The 24,267-nt window shown below is 66.2% G+C and carries 25 protein-coding genes; 20 read left to right on the top strand and 5 right to left on the bottom strand.

Going from position 1 to position 24,267, the window contains the following annotated elements:
• The first annotated feature begins 34 nt into the window (after positions 1-34).
• The 3 genes from EO141_RS18755 (at position 35) to EO141_RS18745 (ending at position 2,681) form a co-directional block, all read left to right on the top strand.
• Positions 35-661, top strand: coding sequence for a DUF47 family protein (locus EO141_RS18755; RefSeq protein WP_104532321.1), 627 nt, complete (start codon positions 35-37; stop codon positions 659-661).
• 9 nt (positions 662-670) lie between these two features.
• A complete protein-coding gene (locus EO141_RS18750) occupies positions 671-1,798 on the top strand; it encodes an inorganic phosphate transporter (protein WP_104582878.1) in 1,128 nt (375 codons plus the stop codon).
• A 121-nt stretch (positions 1,799-1,919) separates the two neighbouring features.
• Positions 1,920-2,681, top strand: a complete 762-nt coding sequence (locus tag EO141_RS18745) for a YdcF family protein (RefSeq protein ID WP_115676773.1) — start codon at positions 1,920-1,922, stop codon at positions 2,679-2,681.
• A 236-nt stretch (positions 2,682-2,917) separates the two neighbouring features.
• Here EO141_RS18745 and EO141_RS18740 read toward each other — a convergent pair whose 3' ends face one another.
• Both EO141_RS18740 and parE read right to left on the bottom strand, forming a co-directional pair.
• Positions 2,918-4,417, bottom strand: a complete 1,500-nt coding sequence (locus EO141_RS18740) for a S10 family peptidase (protein ID WP_127169933.1) — start codon at positions 4,415-4,417, stop codon at positions 2,918-2,920.
• A gap of 373 nt (positions 4,418-4,790) precedes the next feature.
• Positions 4,791-6,680 carry a DNA topoisomerase IV subunit B gene (parE, locus tag EO141_RS18735; protein ID WP_104582880.1) on the bottom strand — a complete coding sequence of 630 codons (1,890 nt, stop codon included), beginning with the start codon at positions 6,678-6,680 and terminating at the stop codon, positions 4,791-4,793.
• Positions 6,681-6,842: 162 nt separating this feature from the next.
• On the opposite strand from parE, the gene EO141_RS18730 reads away from it, so the two are divergent.
• The 8 genes from EO141_RS18730 (at position 6,843) to truD (ending at position 14,678) form a co-directional block, all read left to right on the top strand.
• Positions 6,843-7,091 carry a hypothetical protein gene (locus EO141_RS18730; protein ID WP_164739315.1) on the top strand — a complete coding sequence of 83 codons (249 nt, stop codon included), beginning with the start codon at positions 6,843-6,845 and terminating at the stop codon, positions 7,089-7,091.
• Between the two features lie 176 nt (positions 7,092-7,267).
• Positions 7,268-8,932 (top strand): CTP synthase, encoded by a 1,665-nt coding sequence (locus tag EO141_RS18725; protein WP_104582881.1) that lies wholly within the window; start codon positions 7,268-7,270, stop codon positions 8,930-8,932.
• Between the two features lie 204 nt (positions 8,933-9,136).
• Positions 9,137-9,970, top strand: a complete 834-nt coding sequence (kdsA, locus tag EO141_RS18720) for a 3-deoxy-8-phosphooctulonate synthase (RefSeq protein ID WP_127169932.1) — start codon at positions 9,137-9,139, stop codon at positions 9,968-9,970.
• A gap of 283 nt (positions 9,971-10,253) precedes the next feature.
• Positions 10,254-11,546, top strand: coding sequence for a phosphopyruvate hydratase (gene eno, locus EO141_RS18715; RefSeq protein ID WP_104582883.1), 1,293 nt, complete (start codon positions 10,254-10,256; stop codon positions 11,544-11,546).
• Between the two features lie 3 nt (positions 11,547-11,549).
• Positions 11,550-11,906, top strand: coding sequence for a cell division protein FtsB (gene ftsB, locus EO141_RS18710; protein ID WP_016904016.1), 357 nt, complete (start codon positions 11,550-11,552; stop codon positions 11,904-11,906).
• The gene (ispD, locus tag EO141_RS18705; RefSeq protein WP_104582884.1) at positions 11,903-12,676 is read left to right on the top strand and encodes a 2-C-methyl-D-erythritol 4-phosphate cytidylyltransferase; all 774 of its coding nucleotides are present in this window, start codon (positions 11,903-11,905) and stop codon (positions 12,674-12,676) included. The genes ftsB and ispD overlap by 4 nt, the downstream gene beginning before the upstream one ends.
• A gap of 146 nt (positions 12,677-12,822) precedes the next feature.
• Positions 12,823-13,314: a 2-C-methyl-D-erythritol 2,4-cyclodiphosphate synthase gene (ispF, locus tag EO141_RS18700; protein WP_104582885.1), complete on the top strand. Its 492-nt coding sequence runs from the start codon at positions 12,823-12,825 to the stop codon at positions 13,312-13,314.
• 254 nt (positions 13,315-13,568) lie between these two features.
• On the top strand, positions 13,569-14,678 hold the full coding sequence (gene truD, locus EO141_RS18695) for a tRNA pseudouridine(13) synthase TruD (protein ID WP_127169931.1): 1,110 nt from the start codon (positions 13,569-13,571) through the stop codon (positions 14,676-14,678).
• Between the two features lie 141 nt (positions 14,679-14,819).
• Here truD and EO141_RS18690 read toward each other — a convergent pair whose 3' ends face one another.
• Complete coding sequence (locus EO141_RS18690) at positions 14,820-15,359, bottom strand: Smr/MutS family protein (RefSeq protein ID WP_164739314.1); 540 nt, start codon at positions 15,357-15,359, stop codon at positions 14,820-14,822.
• Positions 15,360-15,458: 99 nt separating this feature from the next.
• Between EO141_RS18690 and surE the strand changes: the two genes are divergently transcribed.
• Genes surE through EO141_RS18670 form a run of 4 tightly spaced genes read left to right on the top strand, consistent with a single transcriptional unit; the run spans position 15,459 to position 18,318 of the window.
• On the top strand, positions 15,459-16,238 hold the full coding sequence (gene surE / locus EO141_RS18685) for a 5'/3'-nucleotidase SurE (RefSeq protein WP_127169930.1): 780 nt from the start codon (positions 15,459-15,461) through the stop codon (positions 16,236-16,238).
• On the top strand, positions 16,235-16,912 hold the full coding sequence (locus EO141_RS18680) for a protein-L-isoaspartate(D-aspartate) O-methyltransferase (protein ID WP_104582889.1): 678 nt from the start codon (positions 16,235-16,237) through the stop codon (positions 16,910-16,912). The genes surE and EO141_RS18680 overlap by 4 nt, the downstream gene beginning before the upstream one ends.
• An 18-nt stretch (positions 16,913-16,930) precedes the next feature.
• Entirely contained in the window at positions 16,931-17,545 is a 615-nt protein-coding gene (locus EO141_RS18675) for a YqaA family protein (protein WP_104648524.1), read from the top strand.
• A complete protein-coding gene (locus EO141_RS18670) occupies positions 17,542-18,318 on the top strand; it encodes a peptidoglycan DD-metalloendopeptidase family protein (protein ID WP_164739313.1) in 777 nt (258 codons plus the stop codon). The genes EO141_RS18675 and EO141_RS18670 overlap by 4 nt, the downstream gene beginning before the upstream one ends.
• A 181-nt stretch (positions 18,319-18,499) precedes the next feature.
• On the opposite strand, the gene EO141_RS18665 is transcribed toward EO141_RS18670, so the two are convergent.
• Positions 18,500-18,874 (bottom strand): Mth938-like domain-containing protein, encoded by a 375-nt coding sequence (locus EO141_RS18665; RefSeq protein WP_104648525.1) that lies wholly within the window; start codon positions 18,872-18,874, stop codon positions 18,500-18,502.
• 14 nt (positions 18,875-18,888) lie between these two features.
• Entirely contained in the window at positions 18,889-19,194 is a 306-nt protein-coding gene (yhbY, locus tag EO141_RS18660) for a ribosome assembly RNA-binding protein YhbY (RefSeq protein ID WP_104582892.1), read from the bottom strand.
• A 65-nt stretch (positions 19,195-19,259) separates the two neighbouring features.
• Here yhbY and rlmE point away from each other — a divergent pair, with 65 nt between their 5' ends.
• The 5 genes from rlmE (at position 19,260) to hfq (ending at position 24,258) form a co-directional block, all read left to right on the top strand.
• Positions 19,260-19,892 (top strand): 23S rRNA (uridine(2552)-2'-O)-methyltransferase RlmE, encoded by a 633-nt coding sequence (rlmE, locus tag EO141_RS18655; protein ID WP_104582893.1) that lies wholly within the window; start codon positions 19,260-19,262, stop codon positions 19,890-19,892.
• Positions 19,893-19,952: 60 nt separating this feature from the next.
• Positions 19,953-21,893, top strand: coding sequence for an ATP-dependent zinc metalloprotease FtsH (ftsH, locus tag EO141_RS18650; protein WP_164739312.1), 1,941 nt, complete (start codon positions 19,953-19,955; stop codon positions 21,891-21,893).
• A 123-nt stretch (positions 21,894-22,016) separates the two neighbouring features.
• Positions 22,017-22,919, top strand: coding sequence for a dihydropteroate synthase (folP, locus tag EO141_RS18645; protein ID WP_126971685.1), 903 nt, complete (start codon positions 22,017-22,019; stop codon positions 22,917-22,919).
• Entirely contained in the window at positions 22,919-23,902 is a 984-nt protein-coding gene (gene miaA, locus EO141_RS18640; protein ID WP_127169929.1) for a tRNA (adenosine(37)-N6)-dimethylallyltransferase MiaA, read from the top strand. Before folP ends, miaA begins: the two co-directional genes overlap by 1 nt.
• A gap of 77 nt (positions 23,903-23,979) precedes the next feature.
• Positions 23,980-24,258, top strand: coding sequence for an RNA chaperone Hfq (hfq, locus tag EO141_RS18635; RefSeq protein ID WP_005915027.1), 279 nt, complete (start codon positions 23,980-23,982; stop codon positions 24,256-24,258).
• The last annotated feature ends 9 nt before the right edge of the window (positions 24,259-24,267 follow it).

Genomic DNA, 24,267 nt, shown 5'->3' with positions numbered 1-24,267 from the left:
CGTCTCTCCCTCGACGGCAGGAAGTTCTCCACCCATGTTCTCGTTGCAGACCATCTTCGGTTCCGGCAAGCAGTTCTATGCGCTCCTGAACGAAGCGGCGCAGGCCGCCTACGACAGCACCAAGGCCTTGCACGCCATGATGCGCACGTCCGACCGCCAACCCGCGCTGGACGCCTTCAAGCTGGCCCGCCTGCGCGAACGCGCCGCCTCCGACAAGATCGGCCAGGCGCTGGTGGACAGCTTCATGACCCCGATCGAGCGCGAGGACATCGAGGCGCTGGGGTCGGCGCTGTACAAGATTCCCAAGCAGGTCGAGAAGTTCGCCGACCGGTACTCGCTGGCCACCAAGCACCTGGAGCACATCGACTTCGCCCCGCGCGCGGCGATGCTGGAACAGGCCGCCGCGGTGGTGGTGGAGATGGTGACCGACCTGCCGCACATGAACATCGATCGCATGACCGCGCTCAACGACAAGCTGCGCATGCTGGAGAACGAAGCCGACCGGCTGATGCTCGAGCTGTACCGCGACATCTATTCCGGCCGCCTGGACACGCTGCAGATGTTCCTGCTCAAGGAATTCTTCGAGATCCTGGAAAAGGCCATCGACCGTTGCCGCGAGGCCGGGGTGGTGGTGTACCAGATCGTATTGAAGAACAGCTGAGGCCGCCGCGTGCTTACCCTAGTCCTGGTGGTGATCCTGGCGGCGTTGGTGTTCGAGTTCATCAACGGCTTCCACGACACCGCCAACTCCATCGCCACCGTGGTCGCCACCAAGGTGCTGTCGCCGGGTTGGGCGGTGATGCTGGCCGCCGGCATGAACCTGATCGGCGCGCTCACCGGCACCGCGGTGGCGCTGACGATCGCCTCCGGCCTGCTCAACACCGAGGTGGTCGAGGTCACCCCGCAGGTGATCCTGTGCGCGCTGCTGGGCGGCATCATCTGGAACCTGATCACCTGGTGGAAGGGCCTGCCGTCGTCGTCCTCGCACGCCTTGATCGGCGGGCTGTGCGGCGCCGGCCTGGCGGCCGCGCACAACAACTGGAACGCGTTGATCTGGTCGGAAAACATCGGCAACTGGGCCAAGAACAAGGGCCTGCTGTGGAAGGTGTTCGTGCCGATGATCACCTCGCCGATCGCCGGCTTCCTGCTCGGTATCGTGGTGATGCTGCTGCTGTGGGCGATCATCGCCGGCATGGCCAGGCTGGGCGGGCCGATCGGGCGGCTGGCGCGTCCGCGCTGGGTCAATGCCTTCTTCGGCAAGGCGCAGATCGCCTCGGCCGCCTACATGGGCTATGCCCACGGCCATAACGACGCGCAGAAGACCATGGGCATCATCGCCATGACCCTGATCGGCGCGCAGTCGGCCGGTGCACTGGACGAGCTGCCGGGCTGGCTGTCGTTCCTGCATCCGGGCACCGGGCTGGCCGCAGGCGCCGGCATTCCGATGTGGATCGTGCTGACCTGTGCGGTGGTGATGGCCGCCGGCACCGCCTCGGGCGGCTGGAAGATCATCAAGACGCTCGGCCACAAGATGGTCAAGCTGCATCCCATCCACGGCTTTGCCGCGGAAACCAGCTCGGCCACCGTGCTCACCGTGGCCGCGCACTTCGGCATGCCGGTGTCGACCACGCACAGCATTTCCACCGCGATCATGGGCGTGGGCTTTGCCAAGAATCCACGCTCGCTGCGGCTGGGCGTGATCGAGCGCATCGTCTGGGCCTGGATTCTGACCATCCCGGCCGCTGGCGGCGTGGCGTATGTGATCCTGCGCTGCTTCGAGTGGTTCGGCTGGACCTGAGCGATGTCGCGCGATGGTCACCTCGGTCGGCGAGCATGCGCGCCGACTGCAGGGCGTCCGGTTGCAGGGCATCCGGTTCGACCCTGATATCCCAACGCGTCCTGCCTGAGGAAACGCGCCGATGATGCTTGCGCTGGTGTGCGTGCTGTTCCTGCTGTCCTGGTTGATCGGCCGCCGGCGCTGGCTGCGCAGTGCGCGTGCGCTGGCGGCGGCCACGCTGGCCCTGCTGCTGCTGGTGGGCTGCGGCCCGTTGGCGAGCTGGATGCTGCACGGCTTGCAGCAGACCGGCGTCAACGACTTCAACGACTGGCGCGCGCGCAACATGATCGTGCTGCTGGGCGCAGGGACGGTGCGGCCGGATGGCCCCGACGCCACCGCCGAGTCCAACATGTTCGCCTATGGCCGCATCGTCGAATCGGCGCGGCTGTACCGGCAGTGCCGTGCGCACGGCGGCGACTGCAAGATCGAGATCAGTGGCGGCGATGCACGCGGGCTGGGCCTGTCCGAGGCGGTGGTGTACCGAAAGGTGCTGATCGGGCTCGGGATCGATCAGGCTGACCTGATCATGGAGCCGTCCAGCATGAACACCTGGCAGAACGCGCAGTTCAGCCAGCCACTGCTGCGCACGTACCGCCCCGATCGCGTCGTGCTGGTGTCCTCGGCCACCCATCTGCGGCGCGCCGAACTGTATTTCCGCCATTTCGGCATCGATGCCACGCCGGTACGGTCGGATTGGCTGACCGCGTCCTGGGCGTGGTTGCCGCAGAGCTACAACTTCACCGTGGCCGATGTCGCCCTGCACGAGTATCTGGGCATTGCGCGTTATCGGGTCTACGAGTGGCTGGGGTGGAATGTGCGGGCTGTGGCGCCTGGGGCGTTGTGAATGGGGAATCGGGAGTAGGGGATCGGGATTCGTAACAGCTGGTGCGCGTTTTGGTTTGTTCGGCTGATTTGAATCTCGACGGCAGCGAGTGGTGTTGAACGTTGACGCGGGCAAGTCACACGTGTGGCGGCCCGAAACCACTATTGGCTTTGCCGGTGGCTTGGCGACGGGTTGGTACGCGCGCGCCGTCGGTGTGCTGCATCGCCAGCCGCGTGTGCGGCCGGCGATGGCTGTGCTCAGCGGGTTTCGTACAGCGCCTTGACGTCGTTGCGGAACGCGGCCTGGCTGTCGGGGCGGTTGTAGAACATGTGGCCGCCGGGATATTCGCGCACCTGCACGCGCGTGGGGTCGCCCATCGCCGGCATCTGGTCCACCGTCAGCACCGAGCCCATGAACGGGCAGGAGAGATCGTTCCAGCCATGTGCGATCAGTACACGCAGCTTGGGGTCGATCGCCACCGATTGACGCAGCTGCGTCACCGCGCCCTTGCGCAGTTCATCGCCCCATTCCCACGCCGTATTGACCTCGTAATTGATCGCCTGATAGCGGGCATCGACTTTCCAGCCGACGACCCGGGTGACGAAGTCCACCATCGCGGTGGTGGTCGGCGCGATGATGCTGTCCAGCAGCGGGTCGTTGGCGCGCTGCTCCGGATCGTTGGGGAAGGGGTCGAACGCGGTGACGTTGGAGTCGTAGCGGCTGCCCAGCTCGCCCTTGTCGCGGAACACCTCGCGCAGGTATGCCTGGGTTTCCAGGCGTCCGCCGGAGCGGCGCACATAGGTCGCGTCCAGTCCGGTCATGCGGGCGACCTGTTGCAGCATCGCCTCGGTGGCCTGCGGGTCGGTGCGGCCCTTCATCAGCGCCACCGCATAGTCGCCGCGGGTGTAGTCGATCACCTGGCGCATCGCCGTGTCGCTGAGCTGGCCCTGGCGCTCCAGATGCGCGGCGGCGATCGAGGGCAGCGTCATCATCCATGCCAGGGGCGAGACATCGCTGTTGTCGTCCAGGGTCGGGTTGAGGTACGGCGACACCAGCACCACGCCGTTCATCGCCACGCCGAGGCGGGTCTGCAGATACTGGGTGATGCGCGGGCCGCGGAAGCCACCATAGCTTTCGCCGACCAGATACTTGCGCGTCTGCAGGCGGCGATTCTTCAGCAGCCAGTCGTAGATCACGCGCGAGAGATATTCCACGTCGGCCTGCGGGTTGTAGAACTGCTTCTTGGCCTCGTCGTCGCCGATGAGCGCGCGGCTGAAGCCGGTGCCGACCGGGTCGATGAACACCAGGTCGGTGAAGTCCAGCCAGGTGCCCGGATTGTCGCGCAAGGTCGCCGGTGCGGACGCGCTGTCGCCTTCGGCGCCGAAGCCGACCACCTTCGGCCCGATCGCGCCCATGTTCAGATAGACCGACGACGCGCCGGGCCCGCCATTCAATGCAAAGGTCACCGGGCGGTCCTTGCCATCGACCGTGTAGGCGGTGAACACCACTTCGCCGGTGGTCCTGCCCTGCGCGTCGCGCACCGGCAGCGTGCCGACGGTTGCGGTGTAACTCAGCGAGCGCCCGGCCACGCGCGTGCTTTGCCGCACGCTGGCATCGGCCGGCAGTGGCGCGGGTTTGGCCACCGCCGCGTCGGATTTGGTATCGGGTTTTGCATCGGTCTTGTCGGGCGCATCGGCCAGCGCCGTCCCGCTGAGCAGGACGCAGGCCAGCAGGCTGGCGCGGAGAAAAAAGGACATGAGCATCGGACGTTCGGCAGGGGAGCGACGATGCTAGGCCCCCGGCGGCGCCCGATGGATGTGCACAAAGGCACATGTGTCGCGTCGGCCGACGCCGCATGCCTGGCATGGCGCCGTCTGTGCCGCGGCAGGCAGCCGTCTGACCCAGAGGGCGAGGTTTGGGCAGGCTGCTGAAATAGGCATCGACCTAAGAGAAAACCGATGACACTCCCTTCTCCCGTCGGGAGAAGGTGCCCCGCAGGGGCGGATGAGGGTACGGGGCGCAGCCTCAGGCGGTTACTTACCCAGTGGCTTCGCACGTACCCTCACCCCAACCCCTCTCCCGACGGGAGAGGGGCTTGACCTTTAGGTCCTTAACGCTTTCCAGAGGTTCTTAAACTTCCAGCGACGCCAGATCGCCCTTGGTCTCCAGCCACTGCTTGCGATCGCCGGCGCGCTTCTTCGCCAGCAACATGTCCATCAGCGAGCGGGTCTGTTCGCCATCGTCGATGGTCAGCTGCACCAGGCGACGCGTATCCGGATGGATGGTCGATTCGCGCAGCTGCTGCGGGTTCATCTCGCCCAGGCCCTTGAAGCGGGTGACGCTGACCTGGCCCTTGATCTTCTCGCGCGCGATCTTGTCCAGCAGCGTGGTCTTTTCCTCTTCGTCCAGCGCATAGAACACCTGCTTGCCCACGTCCACGCGGAACAACGGCGGCATCGCCACGAACACATGGCCCGCGGCAACCAGCGCCGGGAAATGCTTGAGGAACAGCGCGGTCAGCAGGGTGGCGATATGCAGGCCGTCCGAGTCCGCATCGGCCAGGATCACCACCTTGCCGTAGCGCAGCCCGGTGATGTCGTCCTTGCCCGGATCGCAGCCGATTGCGATCGCCAGGTTATGCACTTCCTCGGAGGCCAGCACGCTGCCCGAAGCCACTTCCCAGGTGTTGAGGATCTTGCCGCGCAGCGGCAGGATCGCCTGGAAATCCTTGTCGCGCGCCTGCTTGGCCGAGCCGCCGGCCGAGTCGCCCTCGACCAGGAACAATTCGGTGCGCGACAGGTCCTGGCTGATGCAGTCGGCCAGCTTGCCGGGCAGGGCCGGGCCCTGAGTGACCTTCTTGCGGACGATCTGCTTTTCGGTCTTCAACCGCGCGCTGGCGCGGTCGATGGCGATCTGCGCGATCTTCTCGCCGATCTCCACGTTCTGGTTCAGGTACAGGCTGAAGGCATCGTGCGCGGCGCCTTCGATGAAGCCGGCGGCCTGGCGCGAGGACAGGCGCTCCTTGGTCTGCCCGGAGAACTGCGGGTCGGTCATCTTCAGGCTGAGCACGAAGGTGACCCGGTCCCACACGTCTTCCGGCGCCAGCTTGACCCCGCGCGGCAGCAGGTTGCGGAAGTCGCAGAACTCGCGCAGCGCATCGGTCAGGCCCGAACGCAGGCCGTTGACGTGGGTGCCGTGCTGCGCGGTCGGGATCAGGTTGACGTAGCTTTCCTGCACCAGCTCGCCTTCCGGCACCCAGGCCGCGGCCCAGTCGACGATCTCGGTGTCCTTCTTCAGGCTGCCCGCGAACAGGTCGGCCGGCAGCAGCTCGTGGGCGGCCATCTCGCCCTTGAGGTAGTCGCGCAGGCCGTTCTCGAAGTACCAGCTGTCCTGCTCGCCGGTGGCCTCGTCGTGCAGCTTGACGGTCAGGCCGGGGCACAGCACCGCCTTGGCGCGCAGCAGGTGGCGCAACGCGCGCACGTTGAACTTGGGCGTGTCGAAGTACTTGGGATCGGCCCAGAAGCGCAGCCGCGTGCCGGTGTTCTTCTTGCCGACGGTGCCCACCACTTCCAGCTTGGACGCGGCGTGGCCGTCGCGGAACTCCATGCGGTGCTCGCTGCCTTCGCGCTTGATGAACAGCTCGACCTTGGTCGACAGCGCATTGACCACGCTCACGCCAACGCCATGCAGGCCGCCGGAGAAGGTGTAGTTGCGGTTGCTGAACTTGCCGCCGGCATGCAGCCGGGTCAGGATCAGCTCGACCCCGGGAATCTTTTCTTCCGGGTGCATGTCCACCGGCATGCCGCGGCCGTCGTCGGACACCTCGCAGCTGCCATCCTTGTACAGGGTCACTTCGACCTGCCTGGCATGACCGGCCAGCGCCTCGTCGACCGAGTTGTCGATCACTTCCTGCGCCAGGTGGTTCGGGCGCGCAGTGTCGGTATACATGCCAGGGCGGCGTTTGACCGGGTCCAGGCCCGACAGCACTTCAATATCGGCGGCGTTATAACGGGTGTTCATGCATCTCGTTGGCACGTGAAACGACGCGCAAGTGTGGGGGCTGGGCCGATTTTTTGCACGCGACAGACGTTCAGTGCAGGGCGGGGTGCGGCTGGATACCCTGGCATTGGATTCGGAACCAAACGTCCCCACCTGAGGATGTCACCGAAACCGGAGGACACCATGAAGTTCAAGCACATCCTGATGCTCACCCTCGGTGCTGCCGCAGTGGCCGCGCTTCCTGCCCTGGCCCAGGCGGCCCCGCAGCAGACCGGGCAGGGCACCGGCGCCAGCGCGCAGAAGGCCGACGACGCCAAGGCCAAGACCGAAGCCGAGCGCAAGGCCGAACGCCGTGCCGCCGCCGCGGCGCACAAGCCCAAGGCCGATGACGCCCCGCGCGAGGAAGAGGAAGAAGAAAAGCCGGCGCGTTGATGCCAGTGCGAGTCGGTGCCACGCCACACAGACGCCCCGGCCTTGGCCGGGGCGTCTGCATTTGGGCGCCAGGCGCAGCGCCGCTTTCGCCGCTGTGACGACATGATCGTCACGCAACCCTTGGGCATTCGCCCGTCACCCGCTAAACTATGGCTTTCCGGGAGGCTCCAAGCCCCATGACCCCCCTGATTTTTGTTACCGGCGGCGTAGTGTCCTCGCTAGGCAAGGGCATTGCCGCCGCTTCGCTTGCCTCCATTCTGGAAGCGCGTGGCCTGAAGGTCACGATGATGAAGCTGGACCCCTACATCAATGTGGACCCGGGCACGATGAGCCCGTTCCAGCATGGCGAGGTCTACGTCACCGACGACGGCGCCGAGACCGACCTGGACCTGGGTCACTACGAGCGCTACGTGCGCACGCGGCTGTCGCGCAAGAACTCGGTCACCACCGGCCGCATCTACGAGAACGTGATCCGCAAGGAGCGTCGTGGCGATTACCTGGGCGCCACCGTGCAGGTGATCCCGCATATCACCGACGAGATCCGCCGTTGCATCGACGAGGCCACCGCCGGCTTCGACGTGGCGCTGATCGAGATCGGCGGCACCGTCGGCGATATCGAGTCGCTGCCGTTCCTGGAGGCGATCCGCCAGGTGCGCACCGAGCGGGGCGCCGAAAAGGCCATGTTCATGCACCTCACGCTGGTGCCATACATCGCCGCCGCTGGCGAGCTGAAGACCAAGCCGACCCAGCACTCGGTCAAGGAACTGCGCTCGATCGGTATCCAGCCGGACGTGCTGCTGTGCCGTTCCGAGCAGGCGGTTCCGGATTCGGAGCGCCGCAAGATCGCGTTGTTCACCAACGTCTCCGAGCGCGCGGTGATCAGCTGCCCCGATATCGACGTGCTGTACGGCATGCCGCTGGAACTGCGTCGCCAGGGCCTGGACGAGTTGGTCATCGATCAGTTCAAGCTGCGCGACAAGGTGGCTGCGCCCGACCTGTCCGAATGGGCGGCGGTGGTGGATGCGGTCAAGCATCCGCTGGACGAGGTCACCATTGCAGTGGTCGGCAAGTACGTCGACCACCAGGACGCCTACAAGTCGGTGGCCGAAGCGCTGCGTCACGGCGGTCTGCGCCAGCGCACCAAGGTCAACCTGAAGTGGCTGGAAGCGCAGGACCTGGAAGGCAGCGACATGGCGGCGCTGCAGGATATCGACGGCATCCTGGTGCCGGGCGGCTTCGGCGACCGTGGCTTCGAAGGCAAGGTGCTGACCTCCAAATACGCGCGCGAGCACAAGGTGCCGTATTTCGGCATCTGCTACGGCATGCAGGCGGCGGTGGTGGACTATGCCCGCCACGTGGCCGACCTGGACGCAGCCAACAGCACCGAGAACGATCGCCAGTCGCCGCACCCGGTGATCGGCCTGATCACCGAATGGCGCACCGCCACCGGCGAGGTGGAAAAACGCGACGAGAAATCCGACTTGGGCGGCACCATGCGCCTGGGTCTGCAGGAGCAACGGCTCAAACCGGGAACGCTGGCGCGCGAGGTGTACGGCAAGGACGTGGTCGCCGAACGCCATCGCCACCGCTACGAGTTCAACAACCGCTACCGCACCCAGCTGGAAGACGCCGGCCTGGTGATCTCCGGCAAGTCGATGGACGACACGCTGGTGGAGATGGTGGAGCTGCCGCGCGAAACGCACCCGTGGTTCCTGGCCTGCCAGGCGCATCCGGAATTCCTCTCCACCCCGCGCGACGGGCATCCGCTGTTCATCGGCTTCGTGCGCGCCGCGCGCGAGAAGAAGGCGGGTGGAAAACTGCTGAAGGAAGCGCGTGCGTGAGCCGCTTGTTCTCCCTGCGGGAGACGCGGGCGCGCCGTGCCGGATGAGTGGGTGCCGCAACGCACTGGAAGATGGCAGCCATGGCGAACGCGTCGCCATGCGCCGGCCTGGGCAAGCCATCGGGCTTCACCAGCGCGTTGCAACCGCCCCCTCATCCTAACCCCTCTCCCGACGGGAGAGGGGCTTAATCAATAAGGTGACCTGATGAAACTCTGTGACTTCGACGTCGGCCTGGATCAGCCGTTGTTCCTGATTGCCGGCCCCTGCGTGATCGAGTCGATGCAGCTGCAGCTCGACGTGGCCGGCAAGCTCAAGGAGATCACCGGCAGGCTGGGGATCAACTTCATCTTCAAGTCGAGCTTCGACAAGGCCAACCGCACCTCCGGCACCAGCTTCCGCGGCCCGGGCCTGGAAGAAGGCCTGAAAGTGCTGGAAGCGGTGAAAAAGCAGATCGGCGTGCCGGTGCTGACCGATGTGCACGAATACACCCCGATGAACGAGGTCGCCGCCGTCGTCGACGTGCTGCAGACCCCGGCCTTCCTGGTGCGCCAGACCGACTTCATCAAGAACGTCTGTGCCGCCGGCAAGCCGGTCAACATCAAGAAGGGCCAGTTCCTGTCGCCATGGGACATGAAGCCGGTGGTGGACAAGGCCAAGTCGACCGGCAACGAACAGATCATGGTCTGCGAACGTGGTGCCTCGTTCGGCTACAACAATCTGGTCAGCGACATGCGCTCGCTGAGCGTGATGCGCGATACCGGTTGCCCGGTGGTGTTCGATGCCACCCATTCGGTGCAGCTGCCGGGCGGGCAGGGCAGCAGTTCCGGCGGCCAGCGCGAATTCGTGCCGGTGCTGGCGCGCGCCGCGGTGGCGGTGGGCATTTCCGGCCTGTTTGCCGAAACCCATCCGGACCCTTCCAAGGCCTTGTCGGACGGCCCCAACGCCTGGCCGCTGGACAAGATGGAAGCCCTGCTGGAGACACTGCTGGCGCTGGACACCATCACCAAGCGTCACGGCTTCCTCGAACAAGGCGTCTGATCAGGCAATGCGGTGGCGCGCGCGGCCGCTGCTGCGTGGTCCGTTAGCGCCGCGGATGCGGATGTGGTGCTGGTGTTCGCACAGCAGTGCCGCGTGTGGCAGCTGCAGCTGACACCGCTGCACTGCGCAGTCGGTACTGCCGCCCACCTGCTGCTCCGGCGTCCTGACGTGTCGCCATCGCGGCGGCCGCATGCTCACGCCATTTGGCAAGCCGCAGTCCTGCGGCGATAATCCGGCAGCTTGTTTCCGGTGTCCTTCCCCCTTACTGGTAACCGATCGACCTATGACCACTATCGCCAAGATCCTCGCCCGCGAAATCCTCGACTCCCGCGGCAATCCCACGCTGGAGGCCGAAGTCACGCTGGATGACGGCTCCTTCGGCCGCGCCGCCGTGCCCTCGGGCGCCTCGACCGGCACCAAGGAAGCGGTGGAACTGCGCGATGGCGACAAGACCCGCTACCTGGGCAAGGGCGTGCTGCACGCGGTGCAGAACGTCAATGGCACCATCGCCGAGACGCTGAAGGGCTTCGATGCCGCCGACCAGCAGGGCCTGGACCGCCGCCTGATCGATCTGGACGGCACCGAGAACAAGGGCCGCCTGGGCGCGAATGCGCTGCTGGGTGTGTCGCTGGCCGCCGCGCATGCCGTGGCCGCCTCGCGCAAGCAGCCGTTGTGGCAGTACCTGTCCACCATCACCGAATCGGACGTGGCGCTGCCGGTGCCGATGATGAACATCATCAACGGCGGCGCGCATGCCGACAACAACGTCGACTTCCAGGAGTTCATGGTGCTGCCGGTCGGTTGCAGCTCGTTCTCCGAAGCGCTGCGTGCCGGTACCGAGATCTTCCACGCGCTCAAGTCGGTGCTCAAGGGCCACGGCCTGAGCACGGCAGTCGGCGACGAAGGCGGCTTTGCGCCGGACTTCCGCAGCAATGTCGAAGCGCTGGACACCATTCTCGAGGCGATCGGCAAGGCCGGCTACACCGCGGGCGAAGACGTGCTGCTGGGCCTGGACGTGGCTTCCAGCGAGTTCTACGACAACGGCAAGTACAACCTGGTTGGCGAGAACAAGCGCCTGACCAGCGAGCAGTTCGTCGACTTCCTGGCCGACTGGGTCGCGCAGTATCCGATCATCAGCATCGAAGACGGCCTGGCCGAGGACGACTGGGCCGGCTGGAAGCTGCTCACCGACCGCGTTGGCAAGAAGGTGCAGCTGGTCGGCGACGACCTGTTCGTCACCAACCCGAAGATCTTCAAGCAGGGCATCGACTCGGGCACCGCCAATGCGATCCTGATCAAGGTCAACCAGATCGGCACGCTGACCGAGACGCTGGAGGCCATCGCGATGGCGCACGCGGCCAACTATGCCTCGATCGTCTCGCACCGTTCGGGCGAAACCGAAGACACCACCATCGCCGACATCGCCGTGGCCACCACCGCCACCCAGATCAAGACCGGCTCGCTGTGCCGCAGCGATCGCGTCGCCAAGTACAACCAGTTGCTGCGCATCGAGCAGGCGCTGGGCTCCGGCGCACGCTACGCCGGCCGCGACGCGTTCGTTTCGATCAAGCGATAAGCCGTGCGCAACTGGCGCTGGCTACTGCTGGTGCTGGCGGTGCTGCTGGCTTGGCTGCAGTACCGCTTCTGGTTCGGGCCTGGGAATTCCGGCGAAGTCATGATGCTGGAAGCCCAGGTTGCGCATCAGACACAGGACAACGAAGGTCTGCGCCAACGCAACCAGGCGTTGGCAGCAGAGGTGAAGGATTTGAAGGACGGCGAGGCGGCAATCGAGGAACGCGCGCGCAGCGAGCTGGGCATGATCAAACCGGGCGAGACCTTCTATCGCGTGGTCGAGGATGCACCGCCACTGCCGCCCGCGGTGGCCGCGCCGTCGGCCGCACCCGTCGAGCCCGACGCGCCGGCGGAACAGCCATGACCGGTTCGATCTGGGCGATCGTGCCGGCCGCCGGGCGCGGCACGCGCTTTGGCGGGCAGACCCCCAAACAATATCTGCCCGCCGCCGGGCAACCACTGATGGCCTACACGCTGGCGGCGCTTGCCGCGCATCCGGTGGTGGCCGGCATCGTGGTGGCCATCGCGCCCGACGATGCGGATTGGCCGGGCTGGACGTCGGTGCAGGCCAAGCCGGTGCTGACCTGCGTCGGCGGCGGGACACGTGCGGCATCGGTGCTGGCCGGATTGCTGGCCTTGCCCGAGAGCGTGCGCGCCGATGACTTTGTGCTGGTGCACGACGCCGCGCGGCCCAATCTCGGCCTGGCCGACCTGGAGCGCCTGCTGGAAATCGGCCGCGGCGATCCGGTCGGCGCGATCCTGGCTGCACCGGTGCGCGACACCCTCAAGCGTGCCGGCGACGATGGCGGCATCGATGCCACCGAACCGCGCGAGCGGCTGTGGCGCGCGCTGACCCCGCAGCTGTTTCGTCGCCATCAACTGATCCGCGGCCTGACCGAAGCGTCGGCCGCCGGCGTGGACGTGACCGACGAGGCGATGGCGATGGAGCGGCTGGGATTGCGCCCGTTGCTGGTGGAAGGTGCCGAAGACAACTTCAAGGTGACCACGCCAACGGATCTGGCGCGCTTCGAATTCGAGCTCGCACGCCGCGGCGTGGCGGTGGATGCCGAATTGGTGGCCACACGCAACGATGCGGTGGTTGCCGATGCCAATCACGACGTCAACACGCGTTAGGGCGGCTGTCGAACGATTGCGAGGCCGGTTTGCGGAACCGGCCGTGTAGGCCACTCGTACACTGCGGTCTGTTTGCAGCGTCCATGCCGACCTAAACGACTGCTTGCTCCCTGTTGTTGGGCACTCTCACTCACCACGGATTTTCCATGTCTTTCAATTTTCGAATCGGTCAGGGCTACGACGTGCATGCGTTCGGCGCGGGCGACCACGTGATGCTGGGCGGCGTGCGCGTCGCGCACAGCCATGGCGTGCTTGCGCACAGCGATGGCGACGTGGTGCTGCATGCGCTGTGCGATGCAATGCTGGGTGCGCTGGCGCTGGGCGATATCGGGCAGCACTTTCCGCCGTCCGATGCGCGCTGGAAGGATGCCGACAGCGCGCAGTTCCTGCAGCATTGCGATCATTTGCTGCGCGAGCGTGGCTGGCGTGTCGGCAATGCCGATGTCACCGTGATCTGCGAGCGTCCCAAGATCGGCCCGCATGCGCTGGCCATGCGCGAACGCATTGCCGGCCTGCTGGCGATCGAGCTCGATGCGGTCAGCGTCAAGGCCACCACCAGCGAAAAACTCGGTTTCACCGGCCGCAGCGAGGGCATTGCGGCGCAGGCGGCGGTATTGCTTGGCAAGATCGCTGCATAACCGCAGCCGGCAAGGCCGGTGCCCACCGCCGGCCGGGCACGGACGGTGCCAGGCGATGGTGCCAGGCACAGCGCTCATTACGCATGCCCTGCATGCACCGTCCACACGCATCTGACCACTGCCGGCCAGGTTTCTAGCCGTTCCACATCGCGGTTGCCCGCGCCGGGCTCATCTTGGCGTTGCAACGCGACATCACCGCGCCGAGGCATTCGGCACACAGCGCACGACCTGTCGGCGCGAAGGTAAATCACAGCATGAGCGACACCTCTGTTCTGCCACGTGCGCATGGCGCTGCGGTGCTTGGCGCGGCAATGCGCAGCACGCCCGACGATTTTCAGGTCGATGAGCTGCCGGCTTTCGAGCCCTCCGGTGAGGGCGAGCACCTGTTGCTCACCATCCGCAAGCGTGGGCAGAACACCGCCTATATCGCGAAGAAACTCGCGCACTGGGCCGGGATCGCCGAGATGGGCGTCAGCTACGCCGGCCTGAAGGACCGCCATGCGGTGACCACGCAGCGCTTCAGCGTGCATCTGCCCAAGCGCATCGCGCCGGAGCTCGCCACGCTCGATGACGACGAGATGCAGGTCATCGACAGCACCTGGCACAACCGCAAGCTGCAACGCGGCGCACTGCTGGGCAATCGTTTCGTGTTGACGTTGCGGCAGGTGCAGGGCGAGCGCGCTGCGATCGAACAGCGCCTGCAGGCGATCGCCGCGCGCGGTATCCCGAACTGGTTTGGCGAACAGCGTTTCGGTCGCGATGGGGGCAACGTGGCCTCCGCGCTGGCGATGTTCGGCTACCAGTCCAATGCCGACGGCACGTTGTCAGCGGCGCCGGCATCCAGGCGGCGGCTGCGCAACGATCAGCGCTCGATGCTGCTGTCGGCGGCGCGCTCGGCGTTGTTCAATCGAGTGCTCAGCGCACGCGTGGGGCAGGGCACCTGGGACACCGCACTGGAGGGCGAGGCGTGGATGCTGGACGGCTCGCGCAGCGTGTTCGGCCCCGAGCCGTTCAGCGATGTACTGGCAGAGCGCCTGGCGCGCTTCGATATCCATCCCAGCGGGCCGTTGTGGGGTGCCGGCGAGCTGCGTTCGACCGGCCAGGCCGCAGCGGTGGAGCAGGGCGCCTTGTCCGATCCGCAATCCGACGCGCTGCGCCACGGCCTGGAAGCGGCGGGCCTGAAGCAGGAGCGCCGCGCACTGCGCCTGCGTCCGCAACAGCTGGAGTTCCGCTGGCTGGATGCACACAGCCTGCAGCTCGAATTCGCACTGCCGCCCGGTTGCTACGCCACCGCGGTGCTGTGGGAGCTCGGCGAGGTCAGCGACGCCGGCCGTCTCAACACCGGCCCGCGTTCCGACGCCTAGGCCTGCCCGGTGGTCGTCAGCCGCCCGGCAAACACGCCAACGCGTAGGAGCGGACCAGGCCGCGACGGGCTTTCCCCTCAGCCCGTCCCCACGCAAGCGCATGCCTGCAATCCAGGTCGGTAACCGGCCACCCCATCGGCCCTAACGCCGCGCCAGCAACACCAGCAACGCCCCGGTGCCACCTTGCGTGGCCGGTGCGGAATGAAACGCCAGCACGTCATTGCGCTGACGCAGCAGGCGATCCATCAGGTTCTTCAACACCGGCGCACCGTTGTCCGACTGCAGCCCCTTGCCGTGGATGATGCGCACGCAGCCATGGTCGTGCGCATGTGCCTCCAGCAGGAACTGCCGCAGCAGGGATTCGGCCTGCGTGGCGGTGGCGCCATGCAGATCCAGCTCGTCCTGGATCGAGAACTGCCCGCGCTTGAGCCGTTGAAACAATCGGGTGGGAAGATTCTCGCGTCGGTAGCTGGCGGTATCTCCGGCTTCCAGTGGCGCGCTGTCGCGCAGCAGGCGTGCGAATTCGGTGTGCGCTTCGGCGTCGTCGCGCTCGGCCATGCGCGCGCGCGGCTTGGGGCGCGGCTTGGCATTGGCCGGTGGGGCGACCTCGCGAATCGGCTTGACCGCGCCGATCGCTGCGCGGAACAGCGCGCCGTCGTCTTCGTCTTCTGGATGCGACATGGTCACAGCGTAACGTGCCCAACCTCAGGTGCAAGCGAAGATCAAGCGCGAAGGGCGCGGACGCATCCGGTATCATTGCCCGGTTTTCCGAGGAGTCCCATGCGCGTACTGGTTAGCAACGACGACGGTGTCGACGCCCCCGGCATCCAGATTTTGGCCGAGGCGCTGCGCCATGCCGGTCATGAAGTGATGGTGGTCGCACCCGACCGCGACCGCTCCGGCGCCAGCAATTCGCTGACGCTGGATGTGCCGATCCGCACCCGCCGCATCGACGCGCAGACCTGCGCGGTGGCCGGCACGCCGACCGACTGCGTGCATCTGGCGCTGACCGGCATGCTCGATTACGAGCCGGATATCGTGGTCTCCGGCATCAACAACTCGGCCAATCTCGGCGATGACGTGATCTATTCGGGCACCGTGTCCGCCGCGATGGAAGGCCGCTTCCTCGGCCTGCCGGCGGTGGCGGTGTCGCTGGTAACGCACAACCATGAGGCGCACAACTACCAGAGCGCCGCACGCGCGGCGGTGGAGATCGTGGCACGGCTGAAGGCCGACCCCTTGCCCGCCAACACCATCCTCAACGTCAACGTGCCGGATCTGGCCTGGTCGGATGTGCTCGGTTTCGAGGTCACCCGGCTCGGCAACCGCCATCGGTCCGAGCCCTGCGTGCCGCAGCGCGATCCGCGCGGCCGCATCGTGTACTGGATCGGCCCGGCCGGGCCGGAGCAGGATGCCGGCCCCGGCACCGACTTCCACGCGGTGCGCACCGGGCATATCTCGATCACCCCGATCCATGTCGACCTGACCCGCTATCAGGCGTTGGAGACGGTGGCCGGCTGGGTGGGCGGGTTGACCGCCGCGCTGGATACCCCGGCATGACGCCCAGGCTGCGCCTGCAACCGGAATCGGTCGGGATCGGCATGACCTCGCAACGCGTGCGCGACCGGCTGGTCGAGCGCCTGCGCGAGGCCGGCATCCAGGACGAAGCCACGCTCAACGCGATGCGCACGGTGCCGCGCCATCTGTTCATCGACGAAGCGCTGGCCTCGCGCGCCTACGAAGACACCGCCCTGCCGATCGGCCATGGCCAGACCATCTCGCAGCCCTGGGTGGTCGCGCGGATGACAGAGGCGGTGCTGCAGGTCGGCCCGACCAGGGTGCTCGAAGTCGGCACCGGTTCCGGCTACCAGGGCGCGATCCTGGCCGCGCTGGGGCTGGAGGTGTACACGGTTGAGCGCATCGGCGACCTGCTGCGGCAGGCGCGCAAGCGCTTCCGGCATCTGGGCATGAATGTGCGCAGCAAGCACGACGACGGCCGCATCGGTTGGCCCGAACACGGCCCCTACGATGCCATCGTGGTCACCGCCGCCGCCCCGGCACTGGTCGATGCGCTAGTCGATCAGCTGGCGGTCGGCGGACGGCTGGTCGCCCCGGTCGGTGGCGCCTCGTCGCAGTCGCTGGTGCAGCTCACGCGCGCTGCCGACGGCGCGATCGAACAGCAGGTTCTGGCGCCGGTCACGTTCGTCCCGCTGTTGTCGGGCATGCTGGATTGAATCCATGAGAGTTCCTCGATGAAGATCTTCGGGCCGTTGTACGACGTGGCCATTCGTTGGTCGCGCAATCGCCGCGCTCCGGCGCTGCTGACCGGCCTCAGTTTCGTGGAGGGCTTCATCTTCCCGGTGCCGCCGGAGGTGATGCTGGCGCCGATGTCGCTGGCCGAACCCAGGCGCGCGTTGTGGTTCGCCACCTTGAGCCTGCTCGGCTCGGTCTGCGGCGCGCTGGTCGGCTATCTGCTGGGCCATTTCGCCTTTGCCGCATTGTCGCCGCTGATCGAATGGCTGGGCTGGAGCGCGAAGATCCAGGCGCAGATCGAAACCCTGCGCACGCTGGTCGCCGATTCGCCGTGGAAGGCCTTCTGGGCGCTGGTGCTGGTGGGCTTCACCCCGATTCCGCTGAAGATCTTTACCTGGGCCTCGGGCGTGGTCGGCGTGCCGATCCTGCCCTTCATCGCCAGCATGCTGGTGGGGCGGGGCAAGCGCGTGTACCTGGTGGCCGGCGCGATCCGGCTGGGTGGGGCGCGTGCCGAAGCCGCGTTGCATCGCTGGATCGAGCCGCTGGGCTGGGTGGCCATGGCCGTGCTGGCAGTGGGAGCAGGGTGGCTGGCGTGGAAGACAACCAACGGATGAGCAAGTTGCAGATGAATTCGGTATGTAAGACAGCAGTCCTGCTCGCAGTGGCCATCGGGCTGGCCGCCTGCAGCAGCGCCACGGTGGTGCGTTCGCCCGGAGCCGGCGGCGGTTCGGCGTCTGCACGTCCGTCTGCGGCGCCACGTCCGTCGGTGCCGCGCCCGGGCGCGACCGTCACCGTCCAGCGCGGTGACACGCTGTACGCCATCTCGCGCCGCACCAACATCACCGCGCCGGATCTGGCGGCCTGGAATGGCCTGTCCTCGCCGAACACCATCTATCCCGGCCAGACCCTCAAGCTCTACCCGCCCGGGGCCAGCAAGCCTGGCGGCAGCACCTCCACTGCCGGCACGGTGGTTCCGCCGCGCCCGAGTGCCCCGGTCGCAGCGCCGGTCAGCAGTGGATTTCCGTGGCGCTGGCCGGCCGATGGCGTGGTGGTCGGCACCTTCGTCACCGGCGAAACCACCAAACAGGGCGTGGACATCGCCGGCGCCAGCGGGCAGGCGGTGCGCGCTGCCGCCGATGGCGTGGTGGTGTACTCCGGCGCCGGCCTGGTCGGCTACGGCGAGCTGATCATCATCAAGCACAACGACCAGTGGCTGTCCGCCTACGGACACAACCGCAAGCGCCTGCTCAACGAAGGCCAGAGCGTCAAGGCCGGCCAGCAGATTGCCGAGATGGGCCGCAGCGGCGCTGCCCGCGACATGCTGCACTTCGAGATCCGCTACAACGGCAAGCCGGTGGATCCATTGCTGTATCTGCCTAGGAAGTGAATCGGGAGTAGGGAATAGGGAATCGCAACAGCCTTGGGCCGGGGCTTTATTGATGGATGGCGGACGACGCCTGACCCGAGCAGGGCATCTAAGGCTCGGTAAATTTCGCTTGACAGCGAAGTTTCAGTCCAGCCTGCTTTCCCGATTCCCGATTCCCGATTCCCGATTCCCGATTCCCTAATCAGCCTTCGAGAATCATCGCCAGCGCCACCCGGCGGCCTTCGCTGGCCAGCACGTTGTAGGTGCGTGCGGCGGCCGCATTGGTCATCGCTTCCAGGCCGATGCCGCGGGTCAGGCAGGCTGCAAGCACGTCCGTCTTCGGAAACTGCTGCCGCTCGCCGGTGCCGAGCAGGATCACCGCCGGGGCAAGTGCCAGCACCGCGTCCATATGCGCGACCTGGAGCTGCGCCAGGCCGGGCACCGGCCAGCCTTCCACCAGCTCGTCGGGCATCAGGATGAAGCTGCGCTGCAGAATCTGGTCGTTCACCTTGGCATGGCGGCCATCGGCCGCGCGCAGCGCATAGGTGTAGTCGGGGTGTTCCTGGCTTAAAGGCATGGCGAACTCGTCTGTCAGCCGCGCGGCAGCACGATCTGACGCTTTTCCTTGCTGGGGCGGTACAGGATGGCGACATGGCCGATCCGCTGCACCAGCGCGCTGCCGGTGTGCTGGGTCAGTTCGGCGATCATGGCGTCACGGGCCTCGCGATCCTCCGATGTCACCTTCACCTTGATCAATTCGTGGCGCTCGAGCACTTCCTCGAGTTCGGCCAGAAATGCCGGCGTGACCCCTTTGCCCCCGGTCTGCAGCAGCGCCTTGAGATCGTGGGCCTGGCCGCGCAGGAAACGGTTCTGGGCGGAGGTGAGAACAATGGACATGCAGGATCAAAGGGAAGCAAAGGGTGTTCAGGGTATCATGGCGACCCGTTCAGACCCCTTTGCCGATGCCTTCCCGTAGTAAAAGCAGCCAGCGTTGGCTCAAGGAACACTTCGCCGATCCGTTCGTCAAGAAGGCGCAGGCCGAAGGCATGCGCTCGCGCGCGGCCTACAAGCTGGAAGAACTGCTCCAGCGCGACCGTCTGCTCAAGCCGGGCATGGTGGTGGTCGACCTGGGCGCGGCGCCGGGCGGCTGGTCGCAGCAGGTACGCAAGTCCATGGGCGACAGCGGCCGGGTGGTGGCGCTGGATATCCTGGAGATGCCGCCGCTGGCCGGGGTGGAGTTCCTTCACGGCGACTTCAGGGAGCAAACAGTCCTATCGGAATTCGAGGCGATGCTGGGCGATGTGCCGGTGGACCTTGTGCTGTCCGATATGGCCCCCAATAAGAGTGGCATGGACGCGGTCGACCAACCGCGGATGATGCACCTGGCGGAACTGGCAATGGAATTTGCCGATGTCCACCTCAAACCGGGCGGGGCGTTCCTGATCAAGCTGTTCCAGGGCGTCGGGTCCGACGACTACATTCGTGAGCTTCGCCGCCGCTATGACAAGGTGACGATTCGCAAACCGGCGGCCTCGCGCAAGCGCTCCCCGGAAGTTTATGCGCTCGGTCAGGGCAAGCGTGCCCAGATCAAGTAAGCTGCCAATGACCACCGTGTTTCAAGAATTGAAGAGTAGAGGGCACCGGAGCCAATGAGGATGAACGACTTGACCAAGAATCTGCTGTTGTGGGTGGTCGTCGCGGTTGTGCTGATGGTCGTCTTCCAGAGCTTCTCGCCGCGGATGGCGGGCGGTGTCGGCCCCGACGCGATTACCTACACCCAGTTCCTGAAGGAAGTGGATGCCGGGCGGGTCAAATCGGTGGACTACACCGACGAGACCAATCTGGCGGTCAACGCGATCCGCTTCAAGCGCACCGACGGCAGCGAAGCCACCGTGTACGGGCCGCGCGACGACAAGCTGGTCGACGTGCTGTACAGCAAGAACATCGAAATGACCCGCCAGAAGCCCTCCACCGGGCCGGGTTTCTGGTCGTTGGTGCTCAATTTCCTGCCGGTCATCCTGATCATCGGCTTCTGGCTGTTCATCATGCGCCAGATGCAGGGCGGTGGTGGCGGTGCCAAGGGCGCGATGAGCTTCGGCAAGTCGCGCGCCAAGCTGCAGGGCGAGGACCAGGTCAAGATCACCTTTGCCGACGTTGCCGGTTGCGACGAGGCCAAGGAAGAAGTCAGCGAGCTGGTCGACTTCCTGCGCGACCCGACCAAGTTCACCAAGCTGGGCGGCAAGATTCCGCGCGGCGTGCTGATGGTCGGCCCGCCGGGTACCGGCAAGACGCTGCTCGCCAAGGCGATTGCCGGCGAGGCCAAGGTGCCGTTCTTCAGCATCTCCGGTTCCGACTTCGTCGAGATGTTCGTGGGCGTTGGCGCCAGCCGCGTGCGCGACATGTTCGAGCAGGCCAAGAAGCATGCGCCCTGCATCATCTTCATCGACGAAATCGATGCCGTTGGCCGTCATCGCGGCGCCGGCCTGGGCGGTGGACACGACGAGCGCGAGCAGACCCTGAACCAGTTGCTGGTCGAGATGGACGGTTTCGAGGGTGGCGAGGGCGTGATCGTGATCGCTGCGACCAACCGCCCCGACGTACTGGATCCGGCGCTGCTGCGTCCGGGCCGTTTCGATCGCCAGGTCGTGGTCGGCCTGCCGGACGTCAAGGGGCGCGAGCAGATCCTGCGTGTGCACATGCGCAAGCTGCCGTTGGCCGACGACGTGGTGCCGATGGTCATCGCACGCGGTACGCCGGGCTTCTCGGGTGCCGACCTGGCCAACCTGTGTAACGAGGCAGCGTTGTTTGCCGCGCGCGGCAGCGAGAAGGAAGTCCGCATGGACCACTTCGACCGTGCCCGCGACAAGATCCTGATGGGTGCCGAGCGCCGCTCGATGGCCATGAGCGAGGACGAGAAGACGCTCACCGCCTACCACGAGGCAGGTCACGCCATCGTCGGCCGTCTGGTGCCCGAGCATGACCCGGTCTACAAGGTCACGATCATTCCGCGCGGTCGCGCCCTGGGCGTGACGATGTATTTGCCGGAAGGTGATCGTTATTCGATGAACCGCGTGGCGATCGAGTCGCAGCTGTGCTCGCTGTACGGCGGCCGCGTGGCCGAGGAGCTGATCTTCGGCGGTGACAAGGTTACCACCGGTGCGTCCAACGACATCGAGCGTGCGACCAAGATGGCGCGCAACATGGTCACCAAGTGGGGCCTGTCCGACGAGCTGGGCCCGGTGGCCTACGGTGAGGAGGAAGACGAGGTGTTCCTGGGTCGTTCGGTGACCCAGCACAAGAACGTTTCCGACGAGACCGCGCGCATGATCGACGAAGTGGTGCGCTCGATCCTGGACAAGGCCTACAGCAAGACCAAGGCCATCCTCACCGAGAACCTGGACAAGCTGCACGCGATGTCGCAGCTGCTGTTGCAGTACGAGACCATCGACGTGCCGCAGATCGACGCCATCATGGAAGGCCGCGAGCCGCCGCCGCCAGCGGGCTGGGGCAAGTCCGACAAGGACGGCGGCAACAACAACGACAAGGGCAGCCCGCGTCCGTTGGCGCCGATTGCCGGGCCAGCCGAGCAGCTGTAACGCCCGCATCGGTCAGCTGCAGAAGCATTCATCAAGGCCGGGAAGCGATTCCCGGCCTTGATGCGTTATACGGCCACATCGCCGACCACGCCCTACCGCAACCCCTCCAAGGAGACACCCCCGATGTTCGACACCGCCCTCAAGCTGGATTGCGCCGGTCGCGAACTGCGACTGGACGCGCCGCAGGTGATGGGGATCGTCAACGTCACCCCGGATTCGTTTTCCGATGGCGGCCAGCACGCCAGTTGCGAGGCTGCCATCGCGCATGGCCTGCGCCTGGTCGAGCAGGGCGCTGCGCTGCTGGATATCGGCGGCGAATCCACCCGTCCGGGCGCAACCCCGGTATCGCTGGACGAAGAGCTGCAGCGCGTGATCCCGGTGATCCAGGCATTGGCACAGCACACCGGCGTGCCGATCAGTGTGGATACCTTCAAGCCGGAGGTGATGCGCGCAGCGGTCGCGGCCGGCGCCGGCATGATCAACGACGTGCACGCGCTGCGTTCGCCCGGCGCATTGGATGCCGCGGCCGAACTGCGGGTGCCGGTGGTGTTGATGCATGCACGCAGCGCACCCCATGCGATGCAGGACGCGCCGCATTACGACGACGTGGTGGCCGAGGTGCATCGCTTCCTGGCCGAACGCATCTTCGCGGCGGAAATGGCCGGTATCGACAAGCGCCGGTTGATCCTCGACCCGGGGTTCGGCTTCGACAAGACCACTACGCACAATCTCACCGTGCTGGCGCAGTTGCAGCGCCTGCAGGAGTTCGGCCTGCCGATCCTGGCCGGGCTGTCGCGCAAGCGCAGCATCGGTGAACTGACCGGGCGGCAGGTCGCCGCAGAACGCGTGTACGGCTCGGTCGCCGCGCACCTGATCGCCGCCCAGCATGGTGCGATGGTGCTGCGCGTGCACGATGTGGCTGCTACCGTGGATGCCTTGAAGGTGTGGAGCGCGATGGCGGCGATCCCGCTGCCACGCGTGAGCGCGCCTGCGGCACCGGGCATTCGCTGGCCGGACGAGGACTGATGCCGGCCGACCGACGCCCGCTGGCAATTGCATTGATGGGGCCGACCGCCAGCGGCAAGACCGCGCTGGCACTGGAGGCAGCGCAGCGCTGGAACGGCGAGATCGTCAGTGTCGATTCGGCGCTGGTGTATCGCGGCCTGGACATCGGTGCGGCCAAGCCGGATGCCGCGATGCGCGCGGCGGTGCCACACCATCTGATCGACCTGCGCGATCCCTGGCAGATCTATTCGGCGGCGGAATTCGCCAGCGATGCGCGGCAGGCGATCGGGCAGATCGTGGCGCGCGGCAAGCTGCCGATTCTCGCCGGCGGCACCGGGCTCTACTTCCGCGCCGTGCTGGAAGGGCTGTCGCAGTTGCCCGAGGCCGATCCGGCGGTACGCTCGGCCATCGCAGCCGAAGCCGAACAGCTCGGTTGGGCCAGGCTGCATGCGCAGCTGGCGGACGTGGACCCGATCGCCGCTGCGCGCATCCATACCACCGACCCGCAGCGGATCCAGCGCGCCCTGGAGGTCTATCGCATCAGCGGCAAGCCGATCAGTTACTGGCAGGCGCTGCCGCCGGGGCCACGTCTGCCGGTGCGGGTGCTGAAGGTCGTACTGGCACCGCGCGAGCGCGCAGTGCTGCATGCGCGCATCGAACGACGCCTGGACATGATGCTGGCACAGGATTTCCTGGCCGAAGTGGAACGTCTCCGAGTACTGCCGCAACTGCGCGCGGTCGCCGCGCCGCTGGATCTGCCAGCGGTGCGCGCGGTGGGGTATCGCCAGGCCTGGGAGTATCTGGATGGGGCCGGTAGCCTGGCTGAGTTCCGCGACAGGGCGGTGCAGGCCACCCGTCAACTGGCCAAGCGGCAACTCACCTGGCTGCGTGGCGAGCTCGACGCACGCTGGTTCGACCCGGACACTGACCGGCATCGACTGGAATGCGCACTTGTCGGCTTCCTCGGTCAACGTCCCGATGTACCGCAGGCTTCAGGCGTGTAACATCCCGTTTCCGGGACCGGCTGGGGATGGCAGGTGTCGACCGGGACTATAAGAACAATAATGACGAGGAGTTTTCGATGGCTAAGGGGCAATCTTTACAGGATCCATTCCTCAACGCGCTGCGGCGCGAGCGGGTGCCGGTCTCTGTGTATCTGGTCAACGGCATCAAGCTGCAGGGCACGATCGAGTCGTTCGACCAGTTCGTGGTCCTGCTGCGCAATACCGTGAGTCAGATGGTCTACAAGCACGCCATCTCCACGGTCGTGCCGGCGCGCAACGTGCGCGTGGGGCCGGGTGGTGGGTATGTGCAATCCAATGAAGGCAACCAGGCGGAAGATGACGACGTCGAGCAGTAATGGAGTAGT

Origin of the sequence: Xanthomonas sp. BRIP62415, assembly GCF_003993515.1 — a bacterium.
GTDB lineage: Bacteria > Pseudomonadota > Gammaproteobacteria > Xanthomonadales > Xanthomonadaceae > Xanthomonas > Xanthomonas euroxanthea.
The sequence above is the reverse complement of the archived record's forward strand: the minus strand, read 5'-3'. Positions and strand labels throughout refer to the sequence as shown.

Excerpts from the sequence above, each read along its gene's own strand:
- EO141_RS18755 (WP_104532321.1), top strand. The coding sequence starts at position 35 with ATGTTCTCGTTGCAGACCATCTTCGGTTCCGGCAAGCAGTTCTATGCG.
- EO141_RS18745 (WP_115676773.1), top strand. The coding sequence starts at position 1,920 with ATGATGCTTGCGCTGGTGTGCGTGCTGTTCCTGCTGTCCTGGTTGATC.
- EO141_RS18740 (WP_127169933.1), bottom strand. The coding sequence starts at position 4,417 with ATGTCCTTTTTTCTCCGCGCCAGCCTGCTGGCCTGCGTCCTGCTCAGC.
- parE (WP_104582880.1), bottom strand. The coding sequence starts at position 6,680 with ATGAACACCCGTTATAACGCCGCCGATATTGAAGTGCTGTCGGGCCTG.
- EO141_RS18730 (WP_164739315.1), top strand. The coding sequence starts at position 6,843 with ATGAAGTTCAAGCACATCCTGATGCTCACCCTCGGTGCTGCCGCAGTG.
- EO141_RS18725 (WP_104582881.1), top strand. The coding sequence starts at position 7,268 with ATGACCCCCCTGATTTTTGTTACCGGCGGCGTAGTGTCCTCGCTAGGC.
- kdsA (WP_127169932.1), top strand. The coding sequence starts at position 9,137 with ATGAAACTCTGTGACTTCGACGTCGGCCTGGATCAGCCGTTGTTCCTG.
- eno (WP_104582883.1), top strand. The coding sequence starts at position 10,254 with ATGACCACTATCGCCAAGATCCTCGCCCGCGAAATCCTCGACTCCCGC.
- ispD (WP_104582884.1), top strand. The coding sequence starts at position 11,903 with ATGACCGGTTCGATCTGGGCGATCGTGCCGGCCGCCGGGCGCGGCACG.
- ispF (WP_104582885.1), top strand. The coding sequence starts at position 12,823 with ATGTCTTTCAATTTTCGAATCGGTCAGGGCTACGACGTGCATGCGTTC.
- truD (WP_127169931.1), top strand. The coding sequence starts at position 13,569 with ATGAGCGACACCTCTGTTCTGCCACGTGCGCATGGCGCTGCGGTGCTT.
- EO141_RS18690 (WP_164739314.1), bottom strand. The coding sequence starts at position 15,359 with ATGTCGCATCCAGAAGACGAAGACGACGGCGCGCTGTTCCGCGCAGCG.
- surE (WP_127169930.1), top strand. The coding sequence starts at position 15,459 with ATGCGCGTACTGGTTAGCAACGACGACGGTGTCGACGCCCCCGGCATC.
- EO141_RS18680 (WP_104582889.1), top strand. The coding sequence starts at position 16,235 with ATGACGCCCAGGCTGCGCCTGCAACCGGAATCGGTCGGGATCGGCATG.
- EO141_RS18675 (WP_104648524.1), top strand. The coding sequence starts at position 16,931 with ATGAAGATCTTCGGGCCGTTGTACGACGTGGCCATTCGTTGGTCGCGC.
- EO141_RS18670 (WP_164739313.1), top strand. The coding sequence starts at position 17,542 with ATGAGCAAGTTGCAGATGAATTCGGTATGTAAGACAGCAGTCCTGCTC.
- EO141_RS18665 (WP_104648525.1), bottom strand. The coding sequence starts at position 18,874 with ATGCCTTTAAGCCAGGAACACCCCGACTACACCTATGCGCTGCGCGCG.
- yhbY (WP_104582892.1), bottom strand. The coding sequence starts at position 19,194 with ATGTCCATTGTTCTCACCTCCGCCCAGAACCGTTTCCTGCGCGGCCAG.
- rlmE (WP_104582893.1), top strand. The coding sequence starts at position 19,260 with ATGCCTTCCCGTAGTAAAAGCAGCCAGCGTTGGCTCAAGGAACACTTC.
- ftsH (WP_164739312.1), top strand. The coding sequence starts at position 19,953 with ATGAACGACTTGACCAAGAATCTGCTGTTGTGGGTGGTCGTCGCGGTT.
- folP (WP_126971685.1), top strand. The coding sequence starts at position 22,017 with ATGTTCGACACCGCCCTCAAGCTGGATTGCGCCGGTCGCGAACTGCGA.
- miaA (WP_127169929.1), top strand. The coding sequence starts at position 22,919 with ATGCCGGCCGACCGACGCCCGCTGGCAATTGCATTGATGGGGCCGACC.
- hfq (WP_005915027.1), top strand. The coding sequence starts at position 23,980 with ATGGCTAAGGGGCAATCTTTACAGGATCCATTCCTCAACGCGCTGCGG.